The sequence below is a fragment of the Streptomyces sp. NPDC048644 genome (assembly GCF_043199105.1).
Classification (GTDB): domain Bacteria; phylum Actinomycetota; class Actinomycetes; order Streptomycetales; family Streptomycetaceae; genus Streptomyces.
In genome coordinates this window covers 79,998-96,138 of sequence record NZ_JBICVO010000013.1, presented here as the reverse complement: position 1 = coordinate 96,138, position 16,141 = coordinate 79,998, and the positions used below count along the sequence as shown (strand labels likewise).

General features: G+C 71.3%; 14 protein-coding genes and 1 pseudogene. 7 read left to right on the top strand and 8 right to left on the bottom strand.

Going from position 1 to position 16,141, the window contains the following annotated elements; all coding sequences use genetic code 11:
• Window positions 1–68: 68 nt before the first annotated feature.
• From ACGFNI_RS26420 to ACGFNI_RS26400, 5 genes are all read right to left on the bottom strand, one after another.
• The gene (locus ACGFNI_RS26420) at window positions 69–554 is read right to left on the bottom strand and encodes a (2Fe-2S)-binding protein (protein WP_393687139.1); all 486 of its coding nucleotides are present in this window, start codon (window positions 552–554) and stop codon (window positions 69–71) included.
• A complete protein-coding gene (locus tag ACGFNI_RS26415; RefSeq protein ID WP_393687138.1) occupies window positions 544–1,416 on the bottom strand; it encodes an FAD binding domain-containing protein in 873 nt (290 codons plus the stop codon). The genes ACGFNI_RS26420 and ACGFNI_RS26415 overlap by 11 nt, the downstream gene beginning before the upstream one ends.
• Entirely contained in the window at window positions 1,413–3,734 is a 2,322-nt protein-coding gene (locus ACGFNI_RS26410; RefSeq protein ID WP_393687240.1) for a xanthine dehydrogenase family protein molybdopterin-binding subunit, read from the bottom strand. Before ACGFNI_RS26410 ends, ACGFNI_RS26415 begins: the two co-directional genes overlap by 4 nt.
• Before the next feature lie 572 nt (window positions 3,735–4,306).
• On the bottom strand, window positions 4,307–5,233 hold the full coding sequence (locus ACGFNI_RS26405; RefSeq protein ID WP_393687137.1) for a VOC family protein: 927 nt from the start codon (window positions 5,231–5,233) through the stop codon (window positions 4,307–4,309).
• Window positions 5,234–5,323: 90 nt separating this feature from the next.
• A complete protein-coding gene (locus ACGFNI_RS26400) occupies window positions 5,324–6,220 on the bottom strand; it encodes a LysR family transcriptional regulator (RefSeq protein WP_393687136.1) in 897 nt (298 codons plus the stop codon).
• Window positions 6,221–6,453: 233 nt separating this feature from the next.
• Between ACGFNI_RS26400 and ACGFNI_RS26395 the strand changes: the two genes are divergently transcribed.
• Both ACGFNI_RS26395 and ACGFNI_RS26390 read left to right on the top strand, forming a co-directional pair.
• Complete coding sequence (locus tag ACGFNI_RS26395; protein ID WP_393687135.1) at window positions 6,454–7,119, top strand: NIPSNAP family protein; 666 nt, start codon at window positions 6,454–6,456, stop codon at window positions 7,117–7,119.
• A 230-nt stretch (window positions 7,120–7,349) separates the two neighbouring features.
• Window positions 7,350–8,363, top strand: coding sequence for an NADPH:quinone reductase (locus tag ACGFNI_RS26390; protein ID WP_393687134.1), 1,014 nt, complete (start codon window positions 7,350–7,352; stop codon window positions 8,361–8,363).
• 186 nt (window positions 8,364–8,549) lie between these two features.
• Here the strand turns inward: ACGFNI_RS26390 and ACGFNI_RS26385 are convergent.
• Window positions 8,550–8,790 (bottom strand): annotated as a pseudogene (locus ACGFNI_RS26385) (sigma factor); the annotation flags it as partial.
• 239 nt (window positions 8,791–9,029) lie between these two features.
• Here ACGFNI_RS26385 and ACGFNI_RS26380 point away from each other — a divergent pair.
• From ACGFNI_RS26380 to ACGFNI_RS26365, 4 genes are all read left to right on the top strand, one after another.
• The gene (locus ACGFNI_RS26380) at window positions 9,030–10,343 is read left to right on the top strand and encodes an alpha/beta hydrolase (protein WP_393687133.1); all 1,314 of its coding nucleotides are present in this window, start codon (window positions 9,030–9,032) and stop codon (window positions 10,341–10,343) included.
• 249 nt (window positions 10,344–10,592) lie between these two features.
• Entirely contained in the window at window positions 10,593–11,357 is a 765-nt protein-coding gene (locus ACGFNI_RS26375; protein ID WP_393687239.1) for a GNAT family N-acetyltransferase, read from the top strand.
• 429 nt (window positions 11,358–11,786) lie between these two features.
• Window positions 11,787–12,179 carry an RNHCP domain-containing protein gene (locus tag ACGFNI_RS26370; protein ID WP_393687132.1) on the top strand — a complete coding sequence of 131 codons (393 nt, stop codon included), beginning with the start codon at window positions 11,787–11,789 and terminating at the stop codon, window positions 12,177–12,179.
• 26 nt (window positions 12,180–12,205) lie between these two features.
• Window positions 12,206–12,634 (top strand): RNHCP domain-containing protein, encoded by a 429-nt coding sequence (locus tag ACGFNI_RS26365; RefSeq protein ID WP_393687131.1) that lies wholly within the window; start codon window positions 12,206–12,208, stop codon window positions 12,632–12,634.
• Window positions 12,635–12,733: 99 nt separating this feature from the next.
• On the opposite strand, the gene ACGFNI_RS26360 is transcribed toward ACGFNI_RS26365, so the two are convergent.
• Complete coding sequence (locus tag ACGFNI_RS26360) at window positions 12,734–13,975, bottom strand: FAD-dependent oxidoreductase (protein ID WP_393687130.1); 1,242 nt, start codon at window positions 13,973–13,975, stop codon at window positions 12,734–12,736.
• A gap of 83 nt (window positions 13,976–14,058) precedes the next feature.
• On the opposite strand from ACGFNI_RS26360, the gene ACGFNI_RS26355 reads away from it, so the two are divergent.
• A complete protein-coding gene (locus ACGFNI_RS26355; RefSeq protein ID WP_393687129.1) occupies window positions 14,059–14,853 on the top strand; it encodes a TetR/AcrR family transcriptional regulator in 795 nt (264 codons plus the stop codon).
• A 93-nt stretch (window positions 14,854–14,946) separates the two neighbouring features.
• On the opposite strand, the gene ACGFNI_RS26350 is transcribed toward ACGFNI_RS26355, so the two are convergent.
• On the bottom strand, window positions 14,947–16,131 hold the full coding sequence (locus ACGFNI_RS26350) for an RNA polymerase sigma factor (RefSeq protein ID WP_393687128.1): 1,185 nt from the start codon (window positions 16,129–16,131) through the stop codon (window positions 14,947–14,949).
• Between the last annotated feature and the right edge of the window lie 10 nt (window positions 16,132–16,141).

Genomic DNA, 16,141 nt, shown 5'->3' with positions numbered 1-16,141 from the left:
CCGTTGAGTCTGCGCTGTCATCGCTGCGATGCGGAACCGGCCGACCGCCGTCCCGTCCACGGGTGGCCTCACCGGCCTTCAGCGCTGATCCGTGCGTCGACGGTCTTCTCGATGGCGCGGACGATGCCGTTGTAGCCGGTGCAGCGGCAGATGTTTCCGGCCATCGCCTCCTGTATCTCCTCGCGGGCCAGCGGCTCACGCCGCCGGACGAGGTCGCAGGCGGTGATCAGCATTCCCGGCGTGCAGAAGCCGCACTGCAGAGCGCCTTCGCGGGCGAAGTCGGCGCGGAGGGCTTCCACGTCCGGACCCTCCAGTGCCTCCACGGTGACGACCTCCGCGCCCTCGCAGGCGGCGGCCAGGGTGAGGCAGGCGCGCACCGGCAGGTCGTCGACGAACACCGTGCAGGCTCCGCAGACGCCCTGCTCGCAGCCGAGGTGCGTCCCGGTGAGGCCGAGCCGGTCCCGCAACAGATCGGCGAGAGTGGTCCGAGCGGGGAACGTGGCTTCGGTCTTCCGTCCGTTGACACGCAATGCGATCGTCAGGTCATGCGGCATGCGGTGCCTTTCCCACTGCCATCAGCGCGCGGTGCACCGTGACGGCGTGCAGTTGCAGAGCGTGGCGGTCGTGCGGTGAAGCGGTGGCCGTGTCCGCCCCGATGTCAGCCGCGAGCGGCCCGCTCAGGTCGGCCGGGAGCAGGCTGCCGTCCGGCCGGCCGGCCAGGGCCTCCTCGACATGCTCCAGGCGCAGCGGGACGTCCTTGGCGGCCCCCAGCCACACGGAGACCGCGGGCGTCGAGGCGCCGGTGTCGCGCGCCTGGACGACGGCGAGGGATTCGGCGAACTCCCCCGGCTTGCGGGCCATCTTGTACATGCCCCACTGCGTGCCGGGGGCGATCCGGGGCACCGACACCGCGGTGATCAGCTCGTCGTCCGCCAGCGCCGTGCTGAAGAAGCCGAGCAGGAACTCCGTTACGGGGATGCGCCGTTCACCCCGGACCGACAAGACATGGACGGTGGCGCCGAGCGCCGACATCACGGTGGGCCATTCCGCCGACGAGTCGCTGTGCGCGAGGCTTCCGCCGACCGTGCCGCGGTTGCGGATGGCACGGTAGCCGATGCCGCGGGCCGCGTGGCTCAGCAGCCCGTCCGCCACATCGGGCACCAGCTGGTGCTCGAACATCATGTGCGTCGTCGCCGCACCGTACGTCGCGCCTTCGGCGGTCAGGTCCGTGCGCCGCAGTTCCGGTACGGCGGAGACGTCGACGAGGTGCGCGGGCTCGGCGAGACGCATGTTCATGAGGGGCAGCAGGCTCTGGCCGCCGGCGATCACCTTGACGTCGTCGCGCAGCCGGTACAGCAGATCGGCTGCCTCGGTACTCGTCCCCGGCCTGTGGTACACGAAGTCCGCAGGCTTCACCGGTCCGTTCCCGTCATGGCGGCGCCGCGCACCGGAGATGCCTGGGCTTCCTGCAGTGCCGTCCAGATCCGGGCCGGCGTCATCGGGGTTTCGTTCGCCTCGGCGCCGAAGGCCCGCAGGGCGTCGGTGACCGCGTTGGCGATGGCCGCCGGAGGGGCGATGGCGCCGCCTTCGCCCGCGCCCTTCACCCCGAACACCGTGTGCGGGGACGGGGTCTGCATATGACCGATCTTGATCATCGGCACCTCGGTCGCTCCGGGGAGCAGATAGTCCAGGAAGGACGTCGACTTGGGCTGTCCATCGGCGTCGTACACGAGTTCCTCCAGCAGCGCGGTGCCGATGCCCTGGGCGATACCGCCGGTGATCTGCCCGTCGACGATCAGCGGGTTCACCACCGTCCCGCAGTCCTCCACGACCGCGTAGTCGAGAAGCGACACCGATCCGGTGTCCAGGTCGACGCTGACCACCGCGGCGTGGGTGGCGTAGGTGAAGGCGCCGGTCTGGGTGTCGGGCCGGTAGTAGTAGGAGACCTCAAGGCCGGCCTCGACCCCGGGCACGTGGTCCGGGGTGAACAGGAACTCCTTGGCCAGCTCGCGGTAGGTGACCGAGCCGGTGCGCCCCACCACGGCCCCGTCCATGAGCAGGAGCTTCTCCGGGTCCTCGCCGAGCAGCACGCCGCCGATCCGCAGTACCTTCCCGGCGAGTTGCTGTGCCGCGCCGTGCGTGGCCCCGCCGGCCATCACCATGGAGCGGGAGGCAAACGTGCCGTCACCACGAGGGGTGAGGGCCGTGTCGCCGTGCACGACCGTGACCAGCGCGGGGTCAACGTCGAAGACCTCGCTGACCACTTGGCCCAGTGTGGTTTCCGCGCCCTGGCCGTGGCTCTTGATCCCGACACTCAGGGTCAGGCCCCCGGAGGAGTCCATCTCCAGGCGTGCCCCTTCGGTGCCGATGGTGATGGCGAGTCCGCGAGAGGCCCATTCGATGCATCCGTGCGCGGTCTGCTCGGTGAACGAGCCGTACCCGATGCCGATGCGGTGCCGGGCGCCGTCGGAAACGTCCTGCTGCTGCTTGCGCCAGGCGTCGTGTCCGATGAGTGCCGCCACGCGACGCACCGCTTCGGGGTAATCACCGCTGTCGTAGACCTTCTTGGCGACGGAGGTGTACGGCATGTCCGCCGGCCGCACCATGTTGCGGATGCGCATCTCATACGGCTCGATGCCCAGTGCGTGGGCGAGCTCGTCGACGGTGCGCTCGATCGCCAGGCACGCGCCCGGCCGCGCCACACCGCGGTACGGGCCCAGCGGTGTCTTGTTGGTGGCCACGCTGCGGGTACGGAAGCGGTAGTTGCCGAGCCGGTAGGGGCCGGGGATCATCGCCGCCGACATGGTGGCGTCCATCGTGGCCGTCCACGGGTGTACCGAGTAGGCCCCCGCGTTGACCAGGATGTCGGCCTCGACCCCCAGCAGCGTGCCGTCCGCGGCTGCGTGCGCGGTGATCCGGTAGTGGTGGTCGCGAGCCTGGGTGGAGGAGACCATCGCCTCCCAGCGGTCCTCGACCCAGCGGATCGGGTAGGGAAGCCGCATGGCGACCGCGGCGAGGGCGATCTCCTCCGGGTAGACGGAGCACTTGGTCCCGAATCCACCGCCCATGTCGGGCGCGATCACCCGCACTTGACGCGCCTCGATGCCCAGCAGGATCGCGATCATGTCGCGGATCATGTGCGGTGTCTGGGTGGAGGAGTGGACAACGAGCTGTCCGCTGGTCCGGTCGTGCTGGGCCATGACACCACGGGTCTCCAGCGGAACGACCGCCTGGCGGTTCATGGTGTACTCGCGGGTCACGGTCGCAGCGGCGTCGCGAGCGACGGCGTCCACGTCCCCGAAGTCACCCGAGGTGGTGGCGTACACGTTGTCCGGCCAGTCGTCGTGGACCAGTGGCGCGTCCTGAGCCAGGGCCCCGGTGAAGTCCACGGCTGCGGGTAACGGCTCGATGTCCACCGTGATCCGAGCTGCCAGGTCCTCCGCCTCCGCGCGCGTGCCGGCGATCACCATGGCGATGGGCTCGCCGACGTATCGCACCTTCTCCACGGCGAGATGGGGTAACGGGGCCGCGCGGAAACCCTTCAGCGTCGAGGTCGCGGTCAACGGCTCGGCGATCGGGACGAGATCCGTACCGGTCCAGACCGACCCGGGTTCGACGTCCGCGGGTACCGCGACACCACGGATACGCCCATGCGGCACCTGACTGCGTACGAAGGCGACCTCCCGAAGACCCGGAGGCTTCATGTCCGCTACGAACCGCCCTCGCCCGGACAAGTGCCGGGCGTCCTCGCGGCGCGGTGTGCGTGCTCCGATCCCGTTACGCCGTGCGGGATTGCTGCCTGTAGCGCTCATGCATCGCCTCCTTGGTGTGCACGTCGCCTCCCGGAACCGGACGGCGTGCACCTCGGCGGGGCCGGTGACGCCGGTACAGCGACCGGATCACCAAGACCGTAATTGTATGCAACTTACGTCGAGGGTCGAGCTCACATACTCCGCGCGGACATCAGCGTGCGGCCCCGCGACCGCAGGTCGATTCTTCCGCTCGGGCCAATCTGCACCAACCAGTAGGCCCAGTGCAATACCGCCCGAGAAGGCATCTGTAGAGAGAATCTGTCGCCCGTTCAGTGACGCCGAGCATCCGGTCGCGCCACAGCGAACCCATCGGCGCGCACCTGCCGAGCATCGCTACTTCGAGAATAAGTTGTACACAATAACTCTCGGATGCGGCGAGAGACCTCGCGCGAGGGACGTACGCGCGCACCCGCTGCGGGGTCAGATGCCCGACAACAGGGCCGAAGCCGACGACGGCCACGTCATACGCACGCCGGGTGTCCTGCTCCGTCGGGTCACCGCCCCGCGCTGTGGCTGCCGGTCATGAGGGCGGCGAGGTCCTCGGGGTGCAGGAAGGACGGGGGCGGCGGCGGCCCCCAGCTGAAGAGCGCCTTGGCGCCCTCCAGGACCTCCGGCGTCCACAGTTGGTCGTCGACGACGCAGTCCATGTCGCTGTAGTACTCGGAGAAGTTGCCGGCCGGGTCCTTGAGGTACCAGAAGAAGTTGGACCCGGCGTGATGGCGGCCCAGGCCCCACACGTGCCGTTCGGGGTGGTCCTCCAGCATCGCGGTGGCGCCGCGGCCCACGTCGTCGACGTCGTCGACCTGCCAGGATGTGTGGTGCAGGAAGGCGACCGGGGCCTTGAGGACGAGGATGTTGTGGTGGTCGGTCGAGCAGCGCAGGAAGGCCCCGACGCCCTTGACGTAGTCGCTGGCCCGGAAGCCGATTCCGTCGCGGAAGAAGGCGGTGGTGGCGTCGAAGTCGGTGGTGCCGATGACGGCGTGGCCAAGCTTGCGCGGCCGGACCGGGGCGGTGCGTTCGACGCCGGGGGCGCGGGCGCCGGTCCGCTCGCTGCGGCCTGGCCCGTTGTACGGCGTCGCCGGTACGGGCTGCTGGGTGAGGCGCGGGGCGATGTCGAGTACGGCGCGTACGCCGGTGGCGGTGTCGTATGCCGTCAGCGAGGCGGCGGCCCGGTCGCTCGCGATGCCCAGGCGCTCCAGCCGGGAAGCAGCCGCGCCCAGGTCGTCGGGGTCGTCCACGCCGATCCTGACCTCGATCAGACGGCGGGCGGGCGCCTGCACGATGCGCAGCTGGCGGCCCGCGTCGCGCGTGGTGAACCAGCCCTCACCGTCCGGGGTGAGGCCGAAGTCGGTGTAGTACGCGGCGGTTTCGGCGACGTCGGGAACTCCCATGGTGACGGAGGTCAGACGGTGCAGTGCCATATCGGGGACTCCTTTGTCCAGCGGGTCGTGGCAGCGGCTCGGGCCTCCCGGGCCAGGCCAGTGGCGTCGGCTCCCCCGCCCGGTCGGCCGCTACCGGTGCACAACGGGGAGCGCGGTGTTCGAGATGAGGTTCCACATCGCCTGTGCGGCGTCGGTGGCGACGCCGTGGGGCGGGGTCGCCACCGCGACGGTGCAGACCAGCGACGCGTTGTCGAGCGGTACCAGCGCGGTGGGGACGCGGGTCGCGATCGCCAAGGGGCGGGGGACGATCGCGATGCCGAGGCCGTGTGCGACGAGCTCCAGCAGCGAACCGATCTCGTTGCAGGTGACCCGGACGTTGCGGCTGATGCCGGCCGCCTGGAAAGCCTGGTCGGTGACCTGCCGGGCGACGAGGTCGGCGGGGAAGTCGACGAAGGTCTCATCCCGCAGGGCCGCCAGCTCGACGGACGGGCGGCCGGCCAGGCGATGCCCCAGCGGGCAGGCCAGGACCATGGGAGAGGTGGACAGCGGGGTGAGCCGGATACCCGGCGGGGCCTGCGGCGGCATGGTGACGAAGGCGAGCTCGATCGTCCGGTCCGTGACCTTCGCGAAGAGGTCGAGCGGCATGCCCACGGTCACATCGACGTCGACGTGAGGGTTCTCGGCGGTGAACCGGCTGATCAGCGCGGCGAGGTCGAGGCCGGCGAAGGACGGGATCGCCCCGACCGGCAGGGTGCTCTTGGTGACCCCCGGCCCGCAGCGGATCTGGGACTCGGTGGCTTCGAGCGTGGCCAGCGCCCGGCGCGCGCCGACGTACAACTCGCGGCCCGCATCGGTCAGTTCGACCCGTTTCCGGCCACGCACCAACAAGGTGGTGCCGAGCCGGTGTTCCAGCGCGCGGATCGACGCCGACAGGCCGGGCTGGGAGATCCGGAGGCGTTCGGCCGCGGCGGTGAAGGTGCCGGCGTCGGCGACGGCCAGGAAGTACCGGAGCTGACGCGTCTCCATGCATAGATCCTTCTTATGGAAGTGCCAGATTTTCAGTATTGGACATCCGCGAGCTATGTCAACAGGCTCTCTGCGGAGGACGGATCGGACCGGACCGGCGCGGCGGAACGCCTCGGTGGGCAGTTCGTCGAGATACCCGGCGGCGACACCGGTCCCGCCCGCCAAGACACGTGGGCGCGACGACCGTGCCCGGCACCTCCACCACGACCGTCCAGGAAAGGAGCGGCACGACGATGACCCAGCCCGTACCGATCACCGGGGATGACGTCGACCCTCAACAGCAGGAACTGCGCTACGAGTTGGCGACCCTGTCCTTCCGTCTGCTCGACGCCGAAAAGGCCGCTGCCGGGGTCCTGCCCTGGGTCACCGCCCCCGCCGCACGGGGCAGGCTACTGGGCTGCTGGCAGACGGAGAACGGTCCGCTGGGGCGCCTGATGGTGCTGCGCGGCTTCACCGGCGACGCGGAGCTGGGGCACGAGCGGATGCGGGCACGGAGCAGCAGCGAGCCGTTCGGTGCGGATGAGCACCTGACCGATCTGACGATGCAGAGCTTCGCCCCCTTTCCGTTCGTTCCTCAGGTGCGCACCGGCCGGTTCGGTCCCGTGTATGAGATCCGGGACTACCACCTCCGCCCGGGAGGTCTGCCCGCGACCGTCGCCGGCTGGCGACAGGCGCTGCCCGCCCGGCACCGTATCGACCCGCTGACGGTGGTGATGTACGCGCTCGACGGCCCCGACCGGATCATCCAGATCTGGCCGTTCCACAGCCTGGACGAGCGGGTCTGCATCCGCAGGGACCTCTACGCTTCCGGGCTGTGGCCACCGCCCGGCGGCCCGGAACAGATCCTCGACGCCACCTCGATCATCGCCTGGCCGACCGAGTTCTCCCCACTCACCTGACGGCGAGAGGGGCCGACCGTACGAGCGGCGGCGGGGCGGTGGATACCGGAGAGACACCCGCGCGTTCGTTCCGTTATGTGCCGGCCCGTTCAGTGCCGGTCGGTTCGGAGTGCTCATGGACGGAATACGTCGCTCCGTAAGGAAGTTCAGGAGGGGTACCCCGTACGGTCGGCGCCCTCTCCTGGCTCCGGCCGGCCGTTCTCGCGGGGTGAGCAAAGGACAGGTGAAAGATGAAGTCCGTCATCCGGACGGCTGCCGGTGGCCCCGAGGTCCTGCGGCTCGTCGAGCGTCCGGTTCCCGATCCCGGCCCCGGCGAGGTACGGGTCCGGGTGCACGTCTCGGGCGTCAACCCGACCGACTGGCGCAGCCGCAGACGCGCGCTGCCGCCGGGCATGAGCGAGCAGGTGCCCCACCAGGACGGTGCCGGGGTGATCGAAGCCGTCGGCCCGCGGGTCGACCCGGCGCGGGTCGGGCAGCGGGTGTGGATCTGGGAGGCCGCGTGGGAGCGGCCCTGGGGAACGGCGCAGCAGTACACCCTCGTCCCCGAACGGCACGCCGTCGCGCTGCCCGAGCACGCCCCGTTCGCACTCGGCGCGGCCCTCGGCGTCCCGGCCCTGACCGCCCACCGCGCGCTGACCGTTCACGACGGCGGACCGGGGCGTATCGCGCCGGGCACCCTGCGGGGCGCGACGGTGCTGGTGGCGGGCGGCGCCGGCGCGGTCGGCAACGCGGCCGTCCAGCTCGCCCGCTGGGCCGGGGCGCGTGTGGTCACCACGGTCAGCAGCCCCGCCAAGGCCGCGCTGGCCCGCGCGGCCGGTGCCCACCGGGTGGTCGACTACCGCACGCAGGACGCGGCCACGGAGATCCGGGCCTTCGCCCCCGAGGGCGTCGACATCGTCGTGGAGGTCGCACCCGGCGCCAACGCCGCTCTCGACATCGCGGTGGCCGCCCAAGGTGCCGTGGTGGCCTACTACTCGGGCGGCGAGGACGAGCGGCTGTCCGTCCCCGTGCTCTCCTCGCTGTCGGCCAACCTGCGCTGGCAGAGCGTCTTCGTCTACACCGTGCCGCCCACGGCGAAGCAGCAGGCGCTCACCGACGTCGCGGCGGCCGTGGACGCGGGCGCGCTGCGCGTGGGCGAGGAGGCCGGGCTGCCGCTGCGCCGCTTCGCGCTGGAGCGCACCGCCGACGCCCACGCCACGCTGGAGCGTGGCGTCGTGGGGAGGGTACTGATCGACGTCGCCTGATCGGTCCGTACGCTCACCGGCGGCCTCGCGGCCGGGACGGTCGTCGGCACGCACGGCGGCCTTCCGGTCCGCGCGCGGTCCTCACTCCCGAGCACTCGGGTGCCGCCGTCGGCCTCGGCGAACGTCATGCGGCCGAGTTCGTGCCGGGCCGGCGGCAGGCTGCGCTCGACGACGTAATCGGTCGCGTTCGGGCAGCCACGGGCCGACGTATTCCTCGCGCCGCGCCGTGACCGCGCGCAGATGGTTGAGGGCCTGCCGGGTCACCGTGCGGACCAGGTAGGCGCGCGGGTGCTCGACCGTGGCCGGGTCGACCGCGCTCCACCGCAGGCAGCTCCTGCACCACGTCCCCGGCGTCGGTGACGCTGCCCAGCAGCTCGTAGGCGTCTCCGCTGCGATCCGCTTCACGGCACGGAACCGCGGGGAGCACGACGGGTACTGACGTCATGTCACATACGGACCGGACACATACGGACCGGACCGTCGACGGCGCACGGCGATACCGCGAACACAGCAGTGACGCGACTCCTCCCGCAGTACGCGGGGGCCTGCGCCGTACCTCTGAGGTGCCGTGACCCGCGGTGCGGGCTAGGGCCGTCGCGGTACGGGCGGCTCCTGCTCCGGAGCGATGCCGTGGCGTCGGTGCCGGTGGAAGGCTGACGCGCATGTGTGGGGACGGCGGGCTCCCGGCCGGGCACGACGTCCCGGCTCCCCGCCGAATGCCCACCTCTGCGCCTCCGCGCCCGATACCCCGGCGGTCCTGGCGGCGAGGGCCTCGGCCTCCCCGCACTGCTGCGCCCGGCGATGGGACAGGCCGGGGCGCGCTACGACGTGATCGGCATGGATCCGCGTTTCGTCGGCCGCAGCACCCCGCTGGACTGCGGCTGGCCCGTCGGCCCTCCGATGCGCTGGACAGGCCCGAGCCGGGCGGACTTCGACCGCCAGGTCGCCCTGCAGAAGGACTTGGCCGACAAGTGCCGCGCCACCAACGCACCGGCGCTGCCGCACATCAGCACCCGCAACACGGCCCGCGACATGGACGTCATCAGGGAAGCGCTCGGCGAGCGGAAGATCTCCTACCTGGGCTATTCGTACGGGACCTACCTGGGCACGGTCTACACCCAGATGTTCCCTGGGCGTTACGACCGGGTGGTGCTCGACGGGGCACTCGACCCGCGCCGCTACAACCCCCGCGTGGTCCGGGGCTCCGAATCCGCGAACGGCCAGGCGCTCGCCGACTGGGCCGGATGGGCGGCGAAACGTCACGGCACCTACGGCCTGGGCCGCACCCGCGATCAGGTACTCGCCACCGTCGATCACGTCGTCGAGACGTCCGCGCGACGGCCGCTGACCGTCGGCACCGCCCCCGACGTCTTCCTCCTCGATGCCACCGTGGTGCCCCTGGTGATCTTCGCGGGGACCGGCAGCGACACCGACGCGGCACGGGCGGAGCTCAGCGAGCACCTGTCCGTGCTGGCCAGGGCCGCCGACGGTCAACCGACCGAGCTCTCGGGCGAGTTCGCCGGACTCCTGCGGTCGCAGATCACCAGCCAGGGATCACGCTCCGGCAGCGCGCAGACAGCGATCCTGTGCGGGGACGTGCCCGCTTCACGCGACCCCGAACAGTACTGGAAGGACATCGAGCGCAGCCGCGCCGCCCACCCGCTGTTCGGCCCGCTGACCAACACCATCGTGCCGTGCGCCTTCTGGGACCGTCCCCGCGAGCAGCCCACGCAGGTGCGACACGACGCCCCCGCGCTGATCGTGGCCGCCACCGGCGACCCGCGCGTCCCCTATTCCGGCAGCGTCGCCCTGCGCGGCCTGCTGCCGAGCACCAGGCTGCTCACCCTCAGGGGCGCCGACCAGCACACGCTCTACGCGACGTACCACAACGCCTGCGTGGACGCAAAGGTCAACGCCTACCTGATCACAGGCAAGTTGCCCGCCGAGGACCAGACCTGCGTCAAACCGGACGGCCACTGATCTTCCGAGCCGCTGTTGGTCCCGTCAGCCGCGATGGGTGTGCAAGCGCCGGCGTCCATCGGTGATGGTGGCGAGCCGGCCGGAGGTACGGGGCCGGCCGCCTCTGATCGAATACGACAGCGCCGGGCCCGGCCCCTGTCCCGCAGGCGCGGAAAAGTACCTGCGAACGCCCAGGTGAGCATGCTGCAATGCCTCATCGTGAACGAAATAAAGCGCCTCTTTGCCAACGAACCCGACCTTCTGCTCGCAATGGAGCAGAACCTCGCCGAGCACGCCTGCCATCTGCACCAGAACCTGGGAGGCGCCTCCGTCACCCGGACCAACGATCTGCTGATCGCCGACAGCGGCCTGGACGACGACACCTTCAACATCGTCGCGGCGGCCCGCTTCACCCCGGAAACCGCCCCGGTCCGCACCGCGGAAACGGTCCGCACCCTGGCCGCCACCGGACGCCCCTTCTCCTGGTGGGTCGGCCCCGCCTCGGCACCGACCGACCTCGCCGAGCACCTTCAGGCCGCCGGCCTGGAGGCATCGGAGACGGAAGCCGGTATGTGGAAGGACATGCGCACAGCCCTCCCCGAAGCGCCTGCCGACGGCTTGGACATCCAGTTGGCGACCGCCCCGGAGCAGCTCACCGACTACGCCACGGTCCTCGCCGCGAACTGGAACCCGCCCGCCGCCACCGTGCGCCGCTTCTTCGCCGACACCGCCGTATGGGCCCTCGCCACCGACTGCCCCGCCCGCTACCTGGTCGGCTACGTCGACAACCGCCCCGTCTGCTCGGCCGAGGTCTTCCTGCACGCGGGCGTCGCCGGCATCTACAACATCGCCACCCTCGCCACCGACCGCCGCCGCGGATACGGCGGGGCCATCACCCTGGCCACCCTGCGCACGGCCCGCGACGCGGGATACAAGACCGCGGTCCTGCAGGCATCCGCCGACGGCGAACCCGTCTACCGCCGCCTCGGCTTCACCGCCTGCGGCCACTTCACCGAGTACGCCATCGCCCCCTGACCGGCCGCTGTCCCTTCCGTCGGCCCCATCGCGCCCCGCCCGGACCTGATGACCGCGCGGCCTCCAGCGTCCAGCGCGGAATATTCGTTGGCACGCGGTGCAGAGCCGTGGTTACGCTGGAGCCGCTTTGTTGATCACTTACCGGGCCATGGGGCCCTCAGGAAGGGTGCTTGATGCCCCGGACCGCGCCGAGCGCGCCTCGCCGTACCGCATAACCGTCCGTTTCTCCTGCCGCCGTTCCTCTCGCGCGGCGACCGGACGTGAGTTTCCGGTGCCCTGAACCGCCCGCACCACCCGGCCACACCTGTCCGCTGTCTGTTCATGACTTCTGCGACAGGGTCGTCGTGCGGTGGCGTGCCCGTTTTCGTCGAGGCCGCTCGGCCTGCTCTTGCTGCCAGTTACCCCCTTTTCTCAGCAAGGAGCACCCGGGTGTCCAGCAATTCCAGCAACACCGGCGCTCGCCAGAGCGACGCCCACAACACCCTCAGCATCAACACCTTCACCTGCGTGTGGTGCGGACTGACCGTGTCCGCCACCACCGGCGACGGCACCCGCCGCAACCACTGCCCGTCGTGCCTGCACTCCCAGCACGTCATCGACCACGTCGAGGGCGGCCCGAGCCAGTGCCACGGGCGGATGTCCCCCATCGCCATCGCCGTGCTGCGCACCGGCGACTGGATGGTCATCCACCGCTGCGTCCGCTGCGACGAGCTCACCTCGAACCCCGTCTGCGCGGACGACAACCAACTCATCCTGATGCGCATGGCCGTACGGCCGCTCGCCCAACCGCCGTTCCCGCTCGAAGCGTTCGGCACCCTGTGACGTGGGCCGAGAGGAAGGAGACGACCATGCCACGACGCAACAACGCCAGCAGACGGGCCGCATCGCCTCGCCGCTCGCAGCGGCACAAGGACGTCCTGCACAGCCAGGGCGGCCACCGCGCCCACGACTTCCGGTGCGTCGGCTGCCGACTCGACGTGCCCCTGGACGCTCCGGGCACCGGACACCGCAACCACTGCCCGAACTGCCTGGCCAGCCTGCACGTCGACCACCGCATCCCCGGCGACCGCGCTTCCCCCTGCCGCGGCCGTATGGAGGCACTCACCATGTCGGCCCGCCCGGACGGCGAGTGGATGCTCATCCACGAGTGCCTGACCTGCGGCGAACTCAGCGCCAACCGCGTCGCAGGCGACGACAACGCCCTGCGCCTCGTACGCCTGGTACTCAAACCGCTGCAGGACACCAGCGTCGCCAGCCGCACGCTGCTCACCCTGTGACGGCGACTCGGAAGTAGCCAGGGCACAGCACCACCCGCCGGACTGGCACGAGAGGTTGGGCGGTCCGGCGGGCGTGGTGTGCGGGCTCGGTGGGGCGGCCTACGCCCTCGCCGGCTCCGCCGGGGGGCGCCGGGCGAAGGCCGGGGCGTGCTCCGGGCGTGGGCCCAACGCGACCAGCCGGGACGGGAGTTGACGGAACCCGGGGAGGTACCGGGTGGCCAGGACCATCGAGGTGGGTGGGCCGACCCGGCGGCCGGTGAGGACCGGGGCGAAGAACCCGTCGTGCAGCATCAGTTGCATGCGCTGCAGGATCACCATGGGCCGCCACCGTCGGCGCTGGACCTTGGCCAGGTCGGCGGTGGCCAGTCGGCCACGGCGCAGCGGTTCGGCGAGCAGCGTGGCCGCCGCGACCGCGTCCTGGATGGCGAGATTGATCCCCACTCCGCCGGCCGGGGACATCGCGTGGGCGGCGTCGCCGATGCACAGGAGGCCGTCGGCGTACCACTGCGGAAGCCGGTTGAGCCGGACGTCGAGCAGGTGGACGTCATCCATGCTCGGCAGCTGGTCGACCCGGTCCGCGTACCGCGGCATCAGGTCGGCGATCCGCGCCCGGAAGCGTTCGATGCCTTCGGTGCGCAGATGGGCGTCGGATCCCTTCGTGGTGAAGTAGGCGATCTGGAAGTAGTCGTTCCTGGTGAGGCTCAGCGCGAACTCGCCGGCCCGGAATGCGGGGATCAGCCGGGGCTCTTGGGCCTGCTCCGCGACATGCCTGGGCAGCCGGAACCACCAGGTGTCGAACGGGACCGGGAACTCCTGGGGCACCAGGCCGGCGTCCTGGCGCAGCGCGGAGCGGCGGCCGTCGGCTGCGACGGTGAGGGCGGCGCGGATCTCGCCTTCCTCGCCGTCCTGGGTGCGGTAGCGGACGCCGATGACCTTGCCGCCCTCCCGGATCAGCCCGGTCGCGGCGGTGTTCATCCGCAGGGTGAACGACGGCTCCTGCCGGGCCTCTTGGGCGAGCAGGTTGAGCAGGTCCCACTGCGGGATCATCGCGATGTAGTTGTACGGCGCGGGCAGGGCTTCGAAGTCGGTCAGCCGTATCCGGCCGCCGTCCGATGTGGGTACCTCCATGTTGCCGAGCCTGCTCTGTGGCAGCGCGGCGAACTTCCGGCCCAGGCCCAGCTCGTCCATCAGCCGCATGGTGGACGCGTGGACGGTGTCGCCGCGGAAGTCGCGCAGGAAGTCGCCGTGCTTCTCCAGCACGGTCACCTCGATTCCGGCCCGCGCCAGCAGCAGGCCCAGCATCACGCCGGCCGGTCCACCCCCGGAGATGACGACACTCATGACGCTCTCCCTCGTCCCGATTGGAACTCTCCTATACAGAGTCTTTGGAACGGTCTCAGGTGTCAAGTCGTATCATGTTTCACATGCAGGAACACGAGCAGATGCGCGATCTGGTGGCTGCCGCCCTGGTGGCGGCGGGGGAACGCGGCCGAGACGTCGCGGACGTCCCGCTGACGGCGATCGCCACGGCGGCCGGTGTCTCCCGCAGCACACTGCTGCGCCGGCTGGGCGGCTCGCGGGGCCCGCTGGACGAGGCGGTCCGGCGGGCGGGCGTCGACCCCGGCGGCCGTCGGCCGGTCCGCGAGCGCGCGATCGAGGCGGCGGCGGAGCTGGTCGCCGAGCGGGGCCTCGGCGCGATGACCCTGGACGCCGTCGCGGAGCGGGCCGCGTGCTCACTTCCCAGCCTGCACACGGTCTTCGACGGCCGGGACGGCCTGCTCGGCGCCGTCTACGAACGCTACGGCCCGCTGCCCGGCCTGGAGGCCCTGGCCGCCGACCCGCCGGAGTGCCTGGAGGACACCGTGCAGGGGCTCTACCGGGCCGTGATCACGGCGTTCGACCGCGAGCCGCGCGTGCTCCCGGCGATCTTCGCGGACCTCTTCAGCCGACCGGACGGGCCCGCCGCGCGAGCGATGCGGGCATACGTCCCGCGCCTGTTCGACAGCCTCGCCCGGCTCCTGCTGCCGCACGTGGAGGCGGGCCGGATGCGACCGCTGCCACTCCCGATCCTGGTCCAGCTCCTGCTGGGCCCGATGGTCACCCACCTCCTCCTGCGACCCGTACTCGAACCCGTGCGGGGCGCAGAGCTCCCGCCCGTGAACGAGGCTTGCGAACTCTTCACCGAGGCATACCTGCGCGCGGTCACGCGGCCGGAATAACGGGGCCTGGCTTCGCCCCGCCTTTTCACTGTGCGGCGACCGCTGTGGCCACGGGGCCGCGCCCAGTGCCGCGGGAAGGCCGAGCGCGGCCCGTCAGCGACACCGGCGGGTGTTGAGCCGGGCGGCCTGGCGCGTCAGGTGGTCGCGCTCGGCGAGGTGGGGTGCCTTGTGGGCCGCCTCGGCGTAGAGCCGTGCCGCCGTTTCCAGGTCGCCGTCGCGTTCGTGGAGGTACGCCGCCACCGCGGCGTAGCGGGGCAGTGCGGCGTCCAGTCCGGCGAGCGCCGACAGGCCGGCGCGCGGTCCGTCGGCCTCGCCGACGGCGACCGCGCGGTTGAGCCGGACGACCGGGCTGTCGGTCAGACGCGTGAGCTCGTCGTACCACTCGACGATCTGCACCCAGTCGGTCTCATCGGCGGTGGGTGCGTCGGCGTGGAGTGCCGCGATGGCGGCCTGGGCCTGGAACTCGCCCAGCCGGTCGCGGGCGAGGGCCGCCTGGAGGACCGCGACGCCCTCGGCGATCAGCCGCGTGTCCCACCGGCCGCGGTCCTGCTCGGCGAGCGGTACCAGGCTGCCGTCAGGCGTGGTCCGTGCGGCGCGCCGGGCGTGGTGGAGCAGCATGAGGGCGAGCAGCCCCGCCACCTCGGGGTGGTCGACCCGGGGCGCGAGCTGCCGGGTGAGCCGGATGGCCTCGGCTGCGAGGTCGACATCGCCGGAGTAGCCCTCGTTGAAGACCAGGTAGAGGACGCGCAGCACGGTGGCGACGTCACCGGGCCGGTCGAACCTCACATCGGCCACGGTGCGCTTGGCCCGGCTGATGCGTTGCGCCATGGTCGCCTCGGGCACCAGGTAGGCCTGGGCGATCTGGCGGGTGGTCAGCCCGCCGACGGCGCGCAGCGTGAGCGCGACGGCGGACGACGGCGTCAGCGACGGGTTGGCGCACAGGAAGTAGAGCTGGAGTGTGTCGTCCACCGCGGGCACGGGCCCTGGCGCCGGTTCCTCGTCGACGAGGTACTCGCGCCGGCGGCGGGCGGTGTCCGACCGGGTCGCGTCGAGGAACTTGCGCCAGGCCACGGTGACCAGCCAGCCCTTCGGATCCCGAATCGGGTCTCCCTTGCCCGAGCGCGGCCGAGAGCTTGGGGAAGGGTCGGCCGGCCAGACGCGGACCGCCTCGACGAGCGCGTCCTGCACGGCGTCCTCGGCCGCCGCGAAATCGGCTCCGCGGCGGACGAGGACGGCGAGCACACTCGGCGTGAGGCTCCTCAGCAGGGCCTCGTTCATCGGAGTCACC

What these genes read in the sequence shown, in the direction of transcription:
- ACGFNI_RS26420 (WP_393687139.1), bottom strand. Translation starts at nt 554, where the DNA reads ATGCCGCATGACCTGACGATCGCATTGCGTGTCAACGGACGGAAGACC.
- ACGFNI_RS26405 (WP_393687137.1), bottom strand. Translation starts at nt 5,233, where the DNA reads ATGGCACTGCACCGTCTGACCTCCGTCACCATGGGAGTTCCCGACGTC.
- ACGFNI_RS26400 (WP_393687136.1), bottom strand. Translation starts at nt 6,220, where the DNA reads ATGGAGACGCGTCAGCTCCGGTACTTCCTGGCCGTCGCCGACGCCGGC.
- ACGFNI_RS26395 (WP_393687135.1), top strand. Translation starts at nt 6,454, where the DNA reads ATGACCCAGCCCGTACCGATCACCGGGGATGACGTCGACCCTCAACAG.
- ACGFNI_RS26390 (WP_393687134.1), top strand. Translation starts at nt 7,350, where the DNA reads ATGAAGTCCGTCATCCGGACGGCTGCCGGTGGCCCCGAGGTCCTGCGG.
- ACGFNI_RS26375 (WP_393687239.1), top strand. Translation starts at nt 10,593, where the DNA reads ATGGAGCAGAACCTCGCCGAGCACGCCTGCCATCTGCACCAGAACCTG.
- ACGFNI_RS26365 (WP_393687131.1), top strand. Translation starts at nt 12,206, where the DNA reads ATGCCACGACGCAACAACGCCAGCAGACGGGCCGCATCGCCTCGCCGC.
- ACGFNI_RS26360 (WP_393687130.1), bottom strand. Translation starts at nt 13,975, where the DNA reads ATGAGTGTCGTCATCTCCGGGGGTGGACCGGCCGGCGTGATGCTGGGC.
- ACGFNI_RS26355 (WP_393687129.1), top strand. Translation starts at nt 14,059, where the DNA reads ATGCAGGAACACGAGCAGATGCGCGATCTGGTGGCTGCCGCCCTGGTG.
- ACGFNI_RS26350 (WP_393687128.1), bottom strand. Translation starts at nt 16,131, where the DNA reads ATGAACGAGGCCCTGCTGAGGAGCCTCACGCCGAGTGTGCTCGCCGTC.